Source organism: Sphingopyxis sp. YF1 (assembly GCF_022701295.1).
In the GTDB taxonomy this organism is placed as follows: Bacteria; Pseudomonadota; Alphaproteobacteria; order Sphingomonadales; family Sphingomonadaceae; genus Sphingopyxis.
The window spans coordinates 2,477,671-2,491,588 of sequence record NZ_CP033204.1 but is presented as its reverse complement, the minus strand read 5'-3'; the positions used below and the strand labels follow the sequence as shown (position 1 = coordinate 2,491,588).

Annotated in this window: 14 protein-coding genes; 5 read left to right on the top strand and 9 right to left on the bottom strand. The window is 65.9% G+C overall.

The genetic code is table 11. The features are described from left to right. Positions 1–255: 255 nt before the first annotated feature. From EAO27_RS12195 to EAO27_RS12185, 3 genes are all read right to left on the bottom strand, one after another. Positions 256–1,689, bottom strand: coding sequence for an aldehyde dehydrogenase family protein (locus tag EAO27_RS12195; protein WP_242769993.1), 1,434 nt, complete (start codon positions 1,687–1,689; stop codon positions 256–258). Positions 1,690–1,751: 62 nt separating this feature from the next. Further along, positions 1,752–2,045, bottom strand: a complete 294-nt coding sequence (locus tag EAO27_RS12190) for a GIY-YIG nuclease family protein (protein WP_242769991.1) — start codon at positions 2,043–2,045, stop codon at positions 1,752–1,754. Positions 2,046–2,141: 96 nt separating this feature from the next. Continuing rightward, entirely contained in the window at positions 2,142–3,788 is a 1,647-nt protein-coding gene (locus EAO27_RS12185) for an acetolactate synthase large subunit (RefSeq protein WP_242769989.1), read from the bottom strand. A 284-nt stretch (positions 3,789–4,072) separates the two neighbouring features. Between EAO27_RS12185 and EAO27_RS20930 the strand changes: the two genes are divergently transcribed. Next, complete coding sequence (locus tag EAO27_RS20930) at positions 4,073–4,204, top strand: hypothetical protein (protein WP_278190092.1); 132 nt, start codon at positions 4,073–4,075, stop codon at positions 4,202–4,204. 12 nt (positions 4,205–4,216) lie between these two features. On the opposite strand, the gene cobT is transcribed toward EAO27_RS20930, so the two are convergent. After that, positions 4,217–6,040 (bottom strand): cobaltochelatase subunit CobT, encoded by a 1,824-nt coding sequence (gene cobT / locus EAO27_RS12180; protein ID WP_242769987.1) that lies wholly within the window; start codon positions 6,038–6,040, stop codon positions 4,217–4,219. Between the two features lie 171 nt (positions 6,041–6,211). Here cobT and EAO27_RS12175 point away from each other — a divergent pair, with 171 nt between their 5' ends. Next, on the top strand, positions 6,212–7,408 hold the full coding sequence (locus EAO27_RS12175) for an MFS transporter (protein WP_242769985.1): 1,197 nt from the start codon (positions 6,212–6,214) through the stop codon (positions 7,406–7,408). After that, positions 7,405–7,539 carry a hypothetical protein gene (locus EAO27_RS20925; protein ID WP_278190091.1) on the top strand — a complete coding sequence of 45 codons (135 nt, stop codon included), beginning with the start codon at positions 7,405–7,407 and terminating at the stop codon, positions 7,537–7,539. The genes EAO27_RS12175 and EAO27_RS20925 overlap by 4 nt, the downstream gene beginning before the upstream one ends. A gap of 9 nt (positions 7,540–7,548) precedes the next feature. Here EAO27_RS20925 and EAO27_RS12170 read toward each other — a convergent pair whose 3' ends face one another. From EAO27_RS12170 to EAO27_RS12150, 5 genes are all read right to left on the bottom strand, one after another. After that, positions 7,549–8,706: an alpha/beta hydrolase gene (locus EAO27_RS12170; protein WP_242769982.1), complete on the bottom strand. Its 1,158-nt coding sequence runs from the start codon at positions 8,704–8,706 to the stop codon at positions 7,549–7,551. 98 nt (positions 8,707–8,804) lie between these two features. Beyond that, positions 8,805–10,733, bottom strand: a complete 1,929-nt coding sequence (locus EAO27_RS12165) for an acyltransferase family protein (protein ID WP_242769979.1) — start codon at positions 10,731–10,733, stop codon at positions 8,805–8,807. A 10-nt stretch (positions 10,734–10,743) separates the two neighbouring features. Further along, positions 10,744–11,733, bottom strand: coding sequence for a cobaltochelatase subunit CobS (gene cobS, locus EAO27_RS12160; protein WP_242769976.1), 990 nt, complete (start codon positions 11,731–11,733; stop codon positions 10,744–10,746). Positions 11,734–11,827: 94 nt separating this feature from the next. Then, on the bottom strand, positions 11,828–12,265 hold the full coding sequence (locus EAO27_RS12155; protein WP_242769973.1) for a nuclear transport factor 2 family protein: 438 nt from the start codon (positions 12,263–12,265) through the stop codon (positions 11,828–11,830). Positions 12,266–12,275: 10 nt separating this feature from the next. Next, the gene (locus tag EAO27_RS12150; protein ID WP_242769970.1) at positions 12,276–12,806 is read right to left on the bottom strand and encodes a J domain-containing protein; all 531 of its coding nucleotides are present in this window, start codon (positions 12,804–12,806) and stop codon (positions 12,276–12,278) included. A gap of 127 nt (positions 12,807–12,933) precedes the next feature. Between EAO27_RS12150 and EAO27_RS12145 the strand changes: the two genes are divergently transcribed. Together EAO27_RS12145 and EAO27_RS12140 are read left to right on the top strand one after the other, a co-directional pair. Beyond that, a complete protein-coding gene (locus tag EAO27_RS12145) occupies positions 12,934–13,215 on the top strand; it encodes a BolA family protein (protein WP_242769966.1) in 282 nt (93 codons plus the stop codon). Continuing rightward, positions 13,216–13,911 (top strand): hypothetical protein, encoded by a 696-nt coding sequence (locus EAO27_RS12140; RefSeq protein ID WP_242769963.1) that lies wholly within the window; start codon positions 13,216–13,218, stop codon positions 13,909–13,911. Positions 13,912–13,918: the final 7 nt, after the last annotated feature.

Here is a 13,918-nt window from a genome sequence, read left to right as displayed (position 1 = left end):
CTCACTCCGGTGGCAGCCTTGGCTGCCCACGGGCTAGACAGGAGTTTTGTTACAGCGCGCAAAGCGAAGTCGCGACAGTTCGGAGAAAGTTTCGCGGCGGTTTGGTGACGGCCTTCCCGATCCTCCCTGTCGCGTAGCGATGGGGAGGTGGCAGCGCGAAGCGCTGACGGAGGGGCGAAGGCGCGGACCTGGCTGGCCCCTCCACCGCTCGCTTCGCGAGCGGTCCCCCTCCCCACGGCTTCGCCGCAGGGAGGATCAAATGCGCCTTATCACCAGATTGCGGATCTCGCTCATATCCTCGATCGCGAAGCGCACGCCTTCGCGGCCGAGCCCGCTGTCCTTGACCCCGCCATAAGGCATGTTGTCGACGCGGTAGCTCGATACGTCGTTGACGACGATGCCGCCGACGTCGAGATGGTCCCACGCCTCGAGCACCTTGTGCAGGTCGCTGGTGAAGAGTCCGGCCTGGAGGCCGAACTTGCTGTCGTTGACCTCCGCAAGTGCCTCTTCCCATTTCGAGAATTTCGACAGCACCACGACCGGGCCGAAGGCTTCCTCGACCACCACATCGGCATCGGCGGGCACATTTTCGAGCAGTGCGGCTTCGAGCATATTGCCCGCGCAGCCGCCGCCCGCGAGCAGGGTCGCGCCCGCGGCGACCGCGGCGTCGATCCATCCTTTCAGCCGTGCAGCTTCCTTGGCCGAGATCATCGGGCCGATGAAGGTGTCGCGAAGCTTGGGATCGCCCGATTTCAGCGTCTTGACCTTCGCGGTGAGCCGATCGCGGAAGGTCTCGTAGATGTCCTCGTGGATGATCACGCGCTGGACGTGGATGCAGCTTTGCCCCGACTGGTAGTAGCCGCCGAAGATGATCCGCGCGAGCGCATGGTCGAGGTCCGCGTCCTTGTCGACGACGACCGCGGCGTTGCCGCCGAGTTCGAGCACGACCTTCTTCTTGCCCGCCTTTGCCTTCAAATCCCAGCCGACGCCCGGCGAGCCGGTGAAGGAGAGCAATTTGAGGCGCTCGTCGGTGGTGAACAGGTCGGCGCCGTCGCGGCTCGCGGGCAGGATGCTGAACGCGCCCTCGGGCAGGATATCGCATTCGGCAAGCACCTCGCCCATGATGATCGCGCCCAGCGGGGTCATCGAGGCGGGCTTCATCACGAAGGGGCAGCCGATCGCGATCGCCGGGGCGATCTTGTGCGCGGCGAGGTTGAGCGGGAAGTTGAACGGCGAGATGAAGCTGCACGGGCCGATCGGCACGCGCTTCCACATTCCCATATAGCCCTTGGCGCGGGCCGAAATGTCGAGCGGCTGAATCTCGCCGTAATTGCGCACCGCTTCCTCGGCGGCGATGCGGAAGGTGTCGATCAGGCGGCTGACCTCGCCCTCGCTGTCGGCGATCGGCTTGCCCGCCTCGACGCACAGCGCATAAGCGAGTTCGTCGGCGCGCTCCTGGAAGCGCGCGACGCAATGGTTGAGCACGTCGCGCTTCTCGAAGCTCGCCAGCCGCGCCATCGGCTCGGCCGCGCGCACGGCGCCCGCGATAGCCTCGTCGATGACGTCGGGGGTGGCAAGCGCGGTGCGGAACGCGACCTCGCCGGTATATTTGTCGATCACCTCAAGATCGGTGTTCGGCTGCACCGCCTTGTTGTTGAGGTAGAGCGGGTAGACGTCCTTGAGTTTCATTCAGCTTCTCCAATACTCGCCAAAGCTGTCATCCCCGCGAAAGCGGGGACCCAGGAGCGGCCTTAACCGTTCAGTCGATCGTACAGATCGAGCCACTGCGGATTGCCACGCTCGATCAATTCCAGTTTCCACGCCCGCCGCCATTTCTTGATGGCTTTTTCGCGCGCGATGGCGTCGTTCACGTTGGTAAAAGCTTCGGCATGGACCAATCGATGCACACCGTATTTCGAAGCAAATTTCGCGCCTTTACCGTTCCGATGCTGCCACATCCGCTGAGCCAAATCACCCGTTACACCCGTATAGAGTGTGCCGTTGCGCGCGCTGGCGAGGATATAGACATGATAGGTCTGGTTCATTCGACTCCTGGGTCCCCGCTTTCGCGGGGATGACAGACGGACGCTGCTTCATGTCATCCCCGCGAAAGCGGGGACCCAGGAGCGGTCAACACGACCCTACAACTCCTTCGACAGCTTCTTGATGTCGATATTCAGAATCTGGTCATTCTCCGAATAGTCGACCGGGCAGTCGATCAGGTGCACCCCCGGCGTATCGCGCGTATGGGCGAGAAGCTCCTTGAGGTGCGCCGCCCTTTCGACGCGATAGCCCTTGGCACCATAGCTTTCGGCATATTTGACGAAATCGGGGTTGCCATAGGTCAGGCCCCAGTCCTTGAACCCCATGTTCGCCTGTTTCCAGCGGATCATGCCATAGCTGTTGTCGTTGAGGATCAGCACGGTGAGGTTGAGCCCGAGGCGCACCGCGGTCTCCATCTCCTGGCTGTTCATCATGAAACCGCCGTCGCCGCAGATCGCCATGACCTTGCGGTCGGGATAGATCATCGCCGACATCATCGCGCTGGGCAGCCCCGCACCCATCGTCGCGAGCGCATTGTCGAGCAGAACGGTGTTGGGGCGATAGGCGGTATAACCGCGCGCGAACCATATCTTGTAGACGCCATTGTCGAGACAGATGATGCCGTCGTCGGGCATCGCGTCGCGGATCGACTGCACCAGATGCGGCGGAAAGATCGGGAAGCGTTCGTCCTTTGCCAGCGGCGCCGTGTGCTCGACCTCGGCCTGGCGATAGGCGAGCAGATGGTCGAACTTCCATCCGCCGTTGGGGACGATATCCTCCTTCATCTGCCACACCGCATTGGCGATGTCGCCGATCACCTCGATATCGGGAAAATAGACCGGGTCGACCTCGGCGGTCTTGCTCGACACATGGATCACCTTCGGCCCGCCCTGCTTCATGAAGAAGGGGGGCTTTTCGATCACGTCATGGCCAAGGTTGACGATGCAGTCCGACGCCTCGACCGCGCGGTGGACGAAATCGCCCGCCGACAGCGCGGCACAGCCGAGGAATTTCGGGTGGCGCTCGTCGATCACCCCCTTGCCGAGCTGGGTGGTGAGGAAGGGAATGCCGGTCTTTTCGATGAATTGCAGCAGCATGCGGCTGGTCATCGTGCGGTTCGCGCCCGCACCGATGACGAGTACGGGCGACGTCGCCTCCTCGAGCGCCTTCACCGCCTCGCGGATCGACTTGACGTCGGCGTTGGGGCGGCGGCTGTGGCTGCGTTTCAGCGGCAGGCTGTCGGTATGTTCGTCGGCGATGTCCTCGGGCAGCTCGATATGCACCGCGCCGGGCTTTTCTTCCTCGGCCAGACGGAACGCCTCGCGCACGCGGCTCGGGATATTGTCCGACGACGCCATCTGGTGCGTATATTTGGTGATCGGCCCCATCATCGCGACGACGTCGAGGATCTGGAAGCGGCCCTGTTTCGACTTCTTGATCGGCTTTTGCCCGGTGATCATCATCATCGGCATGCCGCCCAATTGCGCATAGGCGGCCGCGGTGACGAAGTTGGTCGCGCCGGGGCCGAGCGTCGCGAGGCAGACGCCGGTCTTGCCGGTGTGGCGCCCGTAAGTGGCGGCCATGAAACCCGCGCCCTGTTCGTGGCGGGTCAGGATCAGCTTGATCTTGGTCGATCGCGACAGGCTGTCGAGAAAGTCGAGATTCTCCTCGCCGGGAACGCCGAAAATATATTCGACGCCCTCTTCCTCGAGGCAGTCGATGAACAGGTCGGATGCTTTTTTCATGTGACAGTCGCCCCCTCAGCCTCGCATCGGATGATGCGGCCCCTGGTCGTGCCGGCGACCCCCAGCACAGTTCCGGCACCGCGGCGCTCGTCGTAAATCCGCGAGTCCCTGCTGCACCGGGAAGCGGTTGTAACGAGGGGGAAAGGGGTTGTCACGGGGGGCGTGGCGAGGTGATCGATCCGCCTTGCCTTGGCGCCGCCGGGCCTTTCCGCTTGGGATGGCCCCGATATTCTCCGTTTCTTAATCGGCAATGTTCATTGTCGCCGCGCGAAGGAGGCGTTCCGATGTATCAAACCTTGCTGCTGACGCTGGTCGATTGGCTCATGCCCAATCCCGAAACGGACACGCCGGTCCGATGGGCGATGCGCATCGCGCTGCTTGTCGTGCTTGCCTGCGCGTATACGGCGCTTCGCTAGGGCGCCGGCGGTTCAATCGATGTCGAAGAGCCCCGCGAGCTGCTCGACCATCGTACCGCCCAGCTGTTCGGCGTCCATGATCGTCACCGCGCGGCTGTAATAGCGCGTCACGTCATGGCCGATGCCGATCGCGCACAGTTCGACCGGCGAGCGGTTCTCGATCCATTCGATGACCTGGCGCAGATGCTGGTCGAGATAGGCGCCGTGATTTACCGACAGCGTCGAATCGTCGACCGGCGCGCCGTCGCTGATCACCATCAGGATGCGGCGTTCCTCGGGGCGGTTGATGATCCGCTGGTGCGCCCACATCAGCGCCTCGCCGTCGATATTCTCCTTGAGCAGCCCTTCGCGCATCATCAGCCCGAGCGACTTGCGTGCGCGGCGATAGGGTTCGTCGGCGGGTTTGTAGATGATGTGGCGCAGGTCGTTGAGGCGGCCGGGGTGCGGCGGGCGCCCCGCGGCGAGCCAGTCCTCGCGGCTCTGCCCGCCCTTCCAGGTTCGCGTCGTGAAGCCGAGGATCTCGGTCTTCACGCCGCAGCGTTCGAGCGTACGCGCGAGGATGTCGGCGCTGATCGCCGCGATGCTGATCGGGCGCCCGCGCATCGACCCCGAATTGTCGATCAGCAGGGTGACGACGGTGTCGCGGAAATCGGTGTCGCGTTCGATCTTGTACGACAGCGAACTGCCGGGCGAAACGATGACGCGCGCGAGGCGGGCGGCGTCGAGCTGGCCTTCCTCCTGGTCGAAATCCCACGCGCGGTTCTGCTGCGCCATCAGGCGGCGCTGGAGGCGGTTGGCGAGCTTGGTCACCGCGCCCTGCAAATGCGTCATCTGCTGGTCGAGATAGGCGCGCAGCCGGGTCAGCTCGTCGGCGTCGCAAAGCTCGGTCGCGGCGATGATCTCGTCATGCTTTTCGGTGAAGCGGATATAGTTGAAATCGGGGATGTCGCTCGGCAGGCGGTTGGGCCGCACGGGCAGCATGCCCTCGTCGCCTTCGCCGCCCATTTCGGGCTCGCCGTCGGCTTCCATCTCCTGCGCGTCGGGGTCGCTGTCGCCGTCGTCGGCCTGGTCGCCCGCCATTTCGGCGCGCGCGTCAGCCTGCGATTCGCCGGCGCCGCCGTCCTCGCTCTCCTGCTCCTCGGGCGATTCCTCGGCCTCGCTCTGGTCATCCTCGCCATTGTCCTCGGCGCCTTCCTCCATCGGCTCGTCGCCATGGATCAGGTCGAGGTGACGGAGCGCAAGCTTGGCGGTCTCGGCAAAGGCGGCCTGATCGTCGAGCAGCATCGACAGCGCGGTGATGTCGCCCCCGGCGTCCTTGCTGATCCATTCGCGCACCAGCGACAGGCCGGTCTCGGTCCCCTGCGGCGGGGCTTCGCCGGTCAGCGCTTCGCGCAGCAGCAGTTCGAGCGCGCTCGACACCGGGACGTCGTCGCGGTTCTGCGCGCGCGTGATCGGGTCCGACCGCATCCGCATCGCGAGGCTCGCCGACAGGTTGGCGCGCATGCCTTCCATGTTGCGCGCGCCCAGTGCCTCGATGCGCGCGCGCTCCATCGCGTCGAACGCGGCAGCGGCGAGCGGCTCGCCCGGACGCGCCGCGGCGTGCAATTTCTCGCTGTGGTGCTTCATGCGCAGCGCATAGCCATCGGCGAAACCGCGCGCTTCGGCGACCTGCTCGCGCGGTAGCGTGCGCGACGGGGTCGGCACCTTGATCTGCTTGCCGATCGTGACCGGGGCGTCGGCGGTGAAGCCGACCTCGACCTCGCTGTCGCGCGTCACCGCGCGCGCGACGCTCGACAGCGCGGCCTTGAAATCGTCGAGGGGAGAAGAGGCGGACATGAGTCGGCTCTAACCAGCTTTGACGGCGGAAGAAAGAGCTACTCCAATCGTCGCCCCGGACCTGATCCGTGGTGATGAAAGACGGCGTCGGCGGCGTGAATGCCGTGCCCGCTTGACGCGAACGGAAGGCGGGCGCATCCGCGCCGGATGCACTCTTCCGCGCTCTCCCCCATGAAAAAGCCCTGGATCGTCATCGCCTGTGCGGCCTTCATCGTCACGCTGGCGATGGGGGTGCGCCAGTCGTTCGGGCTGTTCCTGCCGCAGATGAGCGTCGATATCGGGATCAGCCGCTCGGACTTCGGGCTCGCGATGGCGCTCCAGAACCTGCTGTTCGGGCTGGTCCAGCCCTTCGTCGGCGCGCTTGCCGACAAGCATGGCGCGGGACGGATCGTGCTTGCCGGGGCGCTGCTCTATGCGCTCGGGCTGCTCGGCGCGGCGCTGGCGACCGACGCGCTCGGGCTGCACATCAGCTTCGGCTTGCTGATCGGCATGGCGCAGTCGGCGACGACCTTCGTCGTCGTGCTGGGCGCGGTGGGGCGCGTCGTCAGCCCCGAAAAGCGCAGCGGTGCCTTTGGCATCGTCACTGCGGGCGGCTCGCTCGGGCAATTCCTCGTCGTGCCGCTTGCGTCGATGCTGCTCGGCGACATCGGCTATCATCAGACCCTGTGGATCATGGCGGGGCTCGTCGCGCTGTGCGGATTGCTCGCGATCGGGGTCGCGGGGCGGACCGACGGCGCGCCGGGCGTCGTGCAGGAGGTCGAGCAGAGCGCGCGCGACGCGCTGCGCGAAGCGGCCGCACACCGCGGCTACTGGTTGCTCAACGCGGGTTTCTTTGTGTGCGGTTTCCACATCGCGTTCATTGCGACACATCTGCCCGCCTATCTCGACGACAAGGGGCTCGGGACCCAGATCGGCGGGCACGTGCTCGCGCTGGTCGGGCTGTTCAACATCCTCGGTTCGTATGTCTTCGGCCGCGCGGGAGACATGATGCGCCAGAAATATGTACTCTCGGCGCTCTACACGGCCCGCTCGGCGGTGATTGCGCTCTTCCTTGTCCTGCCGCTCAGCCATGCCAGTGCGCTCGTCTTCGCGGCCGCGATGGGGTTTCTCTGGCTTGGCACCGTGCCGCTGACCAGCGGCATCGTCGGGCGTATCTTCGGCATCCGCTATCTTTCGATGCTCTACGGCATCGTCTTTCTGAGCCATCAGGTCGGCAGCTTCTTTGGCGCATGGATGGCGGGGCTGATCTTCGATGCCACCGGCAGCTACAATATCGCCTGGGGTTTCGCGATCGCGCTCGGCCTGTTCGCGGGGCTCGTCCACCTGCCGATCGCCGACGCCCCGGTCAAACGGATGCAGCCTGCATGAAGCTTCAGCGACAGGATGCCATCGCGCTCGCGCTGTTCGCGGCGGTCGCGATCGGCGGGCTCTGGATCTGGCGCGGCGAGGGCCCCGTCGTCTGGCTGACCGACGTCGCGATCATGTGCGGCTTCCTCTGAAGTCCGCGCTCACTCGTCTTCGTCGCCGGGCGTCCGGCTGCAGGCCAGATCGTGGTCGGGCTTGGGGTCGGCGGGGTCGGGGACCAGCCGGAACACATGCGCCAGATGCGTCGCGACGCGCTCCGGCCGGCTTTCCTTGCCCGCGATGGCGTCGATGAAGTCGCGGCACGCGACCGCGCTGCGCAGGAAATTGCTGTGCCCGGTCGATCCCTGCGACACTTCGGTCGTGTCGACGACGGTCAGCCCGGGGACCGCGGCGGGGTAGCAGCGTTCGGGGAGCCCCTTCGCCTTGAGGTCGGCCGCTGCGAACGGATCGAAGCAATAGGGCGATCCCAGCCGCGGATAGCCGTGCACCGCGCGCGATATCGCGAGCGCCTTGTCCTTCAGCGAGGCATAGACGGTGATGCGGCGGCCGAGCGCGACGCGGTCCGCCGCGAGCAATTCGCCGCCGATGTCGCGTTCGAAAGTCTCGCGGTCGATGTCGGGCGACGCGAGGATGATCGTCGCGATATTGCCGGTGCGGTCGGCGCGCCGTGACAGGCGGTCGGCCGACGCGATCGCGGGGATCACCAGCCGCGCGCCCAGCGAGTGCGACACGACGACGATCTCCTTCACCCACGGCTTGTCGGCAAGGCCGCGCAGGAAGTCCCGGAAATTGTTCACATCGTGATACATGTTGGTTTCGTCGACCGCGTAGCCGAGCACTTCGCCCTGCGAGGGCCAGCTATATTCGACGACGGGCCCGTCGAAGCCCGTCATGCGTGCGATCTGCGCGGCGTCTTTCGTCGTCGTTTCGAACGTCTCGCGGTAGCCGTGGACATAAAGGAGGACGCGGCCCTGCCGCCGGTCGGTCTCGGCCTGCAAGCTCTTCCACCAGTCACCCTCGTCCTGAAAGGCAATCGGCGCGCGCAGCTTCGTCTTGCCCGCGATCTCGGTCGGGCGCGGCGCCGCGGCACGACCGTAGCGGAGCCGGTCGCCGCGATAGGCGAGCAGGCGGATGTCGGCGGTGCGGCAATCGGGCAGTCGGCTGGTGACGAAGAACAGCGGCAGCGCTTCGCCATCGACGATCGCACCGGGCTGCGCGGAGCAGCGCGGGTCGGCGACATAGTCGGCATGGCGAATCTTGCCGTAATCGACCGGCGTGATGCAGCCGGCGAGGGCGAGCATGGCCAGCGCGGCTGACGCTGCGCGGAGGATGGGTATGGCCGGGTGCGCAGGGCGTATCATGTCGGGCATCGGCGGGCGTGGCACATCATGACCGCGTCTTATCCGGCCACGCGGCTGTCAGGCAAGGCCAGCAGGGGCAGCATGCGCCGGGCGATCCGGCGCGCGCCGGCGAGGGTCGCATGATTGTCGTCCGAATAGAGGAGCTCGCCGTCGATCGCATAGGGGCAGAGGCCGTCGCGGCATAGCGCCGGACCGGGGTCGACGACCGTCACGGCGCCGGGCGCGGCAAGTGTCGCGAAGTCGGCGCGGAGCGCGGCGCTTTGCGCGCGATATTCGCGCTCGGAGATCGCCGTCGGCACGTCGCTGCGCGCGTTCCACAGCCGCCGCACCAGCCCGCTCGGCACGTTATAGTGCGGTTTGGGCAACGGGCCGACGATGATCACGCGCTTGCCAGCTCTCCGCATCGCCTTGACGCTCCGTCGCAAACCGGCGAGCCGCTGTTCGCGGCCAAGGCCGAGGTGGCGCTCATAATAGGCGATCAGAACGACGGTCTCGACCGACGGCATCGCGGCCAGATCGGCGGCGATCCGGTCGTTGAGAGCAGCGCAGCCGGAGTGTCCCGCAATGTTTGCCCCGATCAGCGGCGGGCAGCCGGGCGAGGTGAAACGGGCGATCGAGCGGTTCATGCCCGCCAGTTCGTCGCCGAGCACATAGCCGAGCTGCTGGCTGTGGCTGTCGCCCCAGATCGCGATCTCGGGCGGCACCGTCCGGTCGCCGAAAAGGCAGCCGGGGGCGGGCACGAAAGGCGAGGGGACGGGGGCGCAGGCGCTACGCTCCTTGCGGACCGCCAGCAGCGCCCGTTCGCGCTCGGGCAGCCGGTCGGGGAAACCCCGCGCATGGATCAGCGCGGTGGTCGCCGCGACGACGAGGCCGGCGGCGAGCAGCGCCGCGCCATAGACGCGGATCGCTGAGGTCCCCGGGCGGTTGGCCCAGCGTCGCACCGGGCGTTCGACGACGAACCAGCCGAGCCAGGCGAGCAGCAGCGATGCGAGCAGGAGCAGCAGGCGCCAGCCGGGCGGCAGCGGCTCGATATGCCAATATTGTGCCAGCATCAGCAGGGGCCAGTGGGCGAGGTAGAGCGAATAGGAAATCAGCCCCAGCCCGCGGATCACGGGCATCGACAGCAGCCGCGCCACCGGGTTGGCGGGCGCGCCGAGATTGGCCGCCAGCAGCAGCGCCGTGCCGGCGACGCACAGCAATTGCCACGCCGCGCGGGGAAGGAAACTCAGCGGCATGGCGACGAAGGCGGGGATCAGCATCGCGAGCGCCCCGGCCGTGGCTGCGACGAGCGCGACACGCGGGGACCATATGCGGACCGGCATGACGGCGATCGCAACTCCCGTCAGGAACTCCCACGCGCGCAGCGACGAGAAATAAAAGGCGTGGCGCGGCTCCCCGACCCCGATCAGCAGGTAGGCGGCGAGGCTGGCCGCCAGCAGCGCCAGGATGGCGGACAACCGGAACAGTCCGAAGCGATGGAGCAGCAGCGCGGCGATCGGGAAGGCGACATAGAATTGCGCCTCGACCGACAGCGACCAGCTGTGCAGGAAGAACATGTCGCGCCGCGGCCGCCCCATATAGTCGTGCTGGGGTTCGTAGAACCAGTTGGCGATGCTGAGGCTCGCCGCGCGGATCTCCTGCGCGAGCCGGGCGAAATCGCCGGGCAGCAGCAGCCAGTAACCCGCCGCCAGCGTCACCGCGGCGACCGCGAGCAGTGCCGGCGCGATTCGCGCGATCCGCCGGCGATAGAAATCGACGATGCCGAAGCGCCCGCCGACGAGCGCCGTCCGCACGATCCCTCCGATCAGGAAGCCCGAGATGACGAAGAAGATGTCGACGCCGAGGAAGCCCTGCGCCGCACCGGCAAAGCCGAAATGGAACAGCAGGACAAGCGCGATCGCGACCGCGCGCAGCCCGTCGATATGACCATGGTACGATGTCGACCTGGGCGATTCGGCCGTCGTCATCGTGCGGGCGCTATTTCCCGATCACGCCCTCGGGCAGGTCTTCGCCGAACACGCGCTGGTAATATTCGGCGACGATCATCCGCTCGGCTTCGTCGCACTTGTTGAGAAAGCTCAGACGGAAGGCGAAACCGATATTGTTGAAGATCGCGGCATTCTGTGCCCAGCTGATCACCGTGCGCGGCGACATCACGGTCGAGATGTCGCCGTTGATAAAGCCCTGGCGCGTCAGGTCGGCGACCTTGACCATGTTGGCGACGGTCGTGTCGTCGGTCCCCGGTACCTTGGCGAGGATGATCGCGCTCTCGGTCGCGGCCGGGAGGTAGTTCAGCGTGACGACGATGTTCCAGCGGTCCATCTGGCCCTGGTTGATCTGCTGCGTGCCGTGATACAGCCCGCTCGTGTCGCCCAGCCCGACGGTGTTCGCGGTCGCGAACAGGCGGAAATGCGGGTTCGGGCGGATGACGCGATTCTGGTCGAGCAGGGTCAGCTTGCCCTCGGCCTCGAGCACGCGCTGGATCACGAACATCACGTCGGGACGGCCCGCATCATATTCGTCGAAGACGAGCGCGGTCGGCGTCTGCAGCGCCCAGGGGAGCAGACCTTCGCGGAATTCGGTGACCTGCTGACCGTTCTTGAGCACGATCGCGTCGCGCCCGACCAGGTCGATGCGGCTGATGTGCGCGTCGAGGTTGACGCGGATGCACGGCCATTTGAGCCGGGCCGCGACCTGCTCGATATGCGTCGACTTGCCCGTGCCGTGATAGCCCTGCACCATCACGCGGCGGTTGAACTTGAACCCCGCGAGGATCGCGAGCGTCGTGTCGCCGTCGAAGACATAGGCGGGGTCGAGGTCGGGGACGCGTTCGTCGGCCTCGCTGAACGCCGGGATCTTCATGTCGATATCGACCCCGAAGACCTCGCGTGCGTCGACCTCGATATCGGGCGCGCTGAGAAGCGTCGAGCCGTGGTGGTCGGGGAGGCTGTTCGGGATATCGGTCATGGCAATGTTCCAACGGGACAGGCAGGGAAGGTCGCCGCACGGCGACGGGTCGGCTAGCCGGTATCGCCATGGGTTGCGGCTTGCAACGTCTATTCTAGAGGATGTCGAGTGCCTTGAGCACCGACGACTGGTCGTAATAAGGGCGTTCGCAGACGATCCTGTCGCTGCCGGGGGCGAATTCGAAGCTCGCCGCCATGCGCACGCGAAACGCCTTGCCGGTGGGCTCGATCGTGCGCAGCCCGAGCCTGAGCGGGCCGAGATGCGTGCCGGTCAGCCAGAATTCGACGAGCACCGTGTCGCTGTCCGGATCGGCGGCGATCGCAATCACTTCGTTCGCCTGGTCGGGAAAGGGTTCACGCGACGAGGAGAAATAGGATCGCACCGCGGCCTCGCCGTCGAAGATCGCACCCGGCCCCAGCAACTCGTAGCGCGGATGCTCGAAGGTCGCGATGACGCCGTCCCAGTCGTGCGCGATTTCCAGCGCCATATGGCGCCGGACCATCGCGATGCGCTTCTCGTCCAGCTCGGTCATCGTCGTCTCCCTATGCGAAGGCCTTTGCCTTGCGCAGCAGTTGATATGCCGCAACCACCTCGCCGAGTCTCGTTTCATGGCTGCGGTCGCCGCCGTTGCGGTCGGGGTGATATCGCCGCACCAGCTCGCTGTAGCGGCGACGCAGCGCACCGCGGTCGGCGCGGCTTTCGAGCCCGAGCGTGTGCAGCGCGCGATGCTCCTCGCGGGTGAAGCGCGGATCGGCCGCTTCGCGCCGCGCCTCGTCCATCCGCTGGCGGAACCGCGCGCCGAGTGCGTCCATCGGATCGCGAAAATCGGCCCAGCGCGGCGGCAGGTCGGCACTGCCCGCAGCGCGGAAGGCGCGGCTTTCGGTTTCCCAGCCCGCGGTGGGTGACTGCGCCGCCATGATCTGGTCGGCGTTCATCCCGTCGAAGAAATTATAGCTCGCGTTGAATTCGCGGACATGGTCGAGGCACAGCCAGCGCCAGGGTGGCGGACCGTCGGGCGAACGATGCGACGACACCGGCGCCCGGAACTCGCCCGCTTCGCGGCATCCGGGCACGGCGCAGACTTCTTCGCGATCGACGCGGCCGTGAAAGCGGGACGGGCGGGCAGAGGAGGACAAGGCAGGCCTTCGGGAAGCGGGGGAGGCCTTATCATTTGGCGACGCAGCGCCTATGGTCAACCCCATGACGACCCCCGGACCCGTACAGCAAGAGATGGAAAGCCTGCTCCGCGCGGCTTTTCCCGACGCGATTTTCGCCCTCAGCAACGACAGCGCCAGCCATCACGGCCATATGGGCGATGACGGCAGCGGCGAATCGCATTTCAGCCTGAACATCGAATGGGTGGGCTTTGCCGGCATGAATCGCGTCGCGCGTCAGCGCGCCGTGAACAAGGCGCTGGGCGACCTGCCGGGACAGCGCGTGCATGCGCTGGCGCTCCGCGCGACGGTGCCGGGCGAAGGCTGAATGATCGCGCTCGCGCTGCTGCTGTCCGAGCCGATCGTCATGCCGCCGCCGTCGGTGCGTCCGCCGATGGCGACTTCGCGCGCGCCGGCACGTCTTGCCTTCGATGTCGACGCGCAACGCTATGCGATGCCGGTTCCGACCGGCTATTGCACCGCGCGGAACCTGCCCGCGATGTACACCGAGGACACTGTCAACGAGGCCGGCGTGATATTGGCAAAGCTCGCCTTTGTCTTCCTGTGCGAGACGATCGGCAAGGGGCCGAACGATCAGGATTTCATCTACCTAAAATATCTCAAAAACTATCGAACGCGTTTTGCCGATCGCGCTGAATTCATCAGCGCGACCGCCGCCAAGTTCGCCAGCCCCGAATATCTGAAGCAGCGCGAGTCGGAAGAATTTTCGGATGATGTCGAGCGGAATACGGAGCGCGACACCGGTGCGAAGGTCGAGGCCGACATCTCGGGCGTCGCGCTCGGCCATGATGATGCGTGCATCTATACCGGATCGCGTATGACGATCACTGCGACGGCAGAACGCGAGACGATTACGATCCTGACGGTGACCTGTACGACGATGATCAACGGCCGGATCGTGACCGCAGACATCGCCAGCCGCGCGGATCGCGGTTTCGATTTCGACGCCTTGATTCCCCGGCTGAAGCAAGCCGTCGAAACGATCGAACCGGTGGGAATGTAGGAGAAGC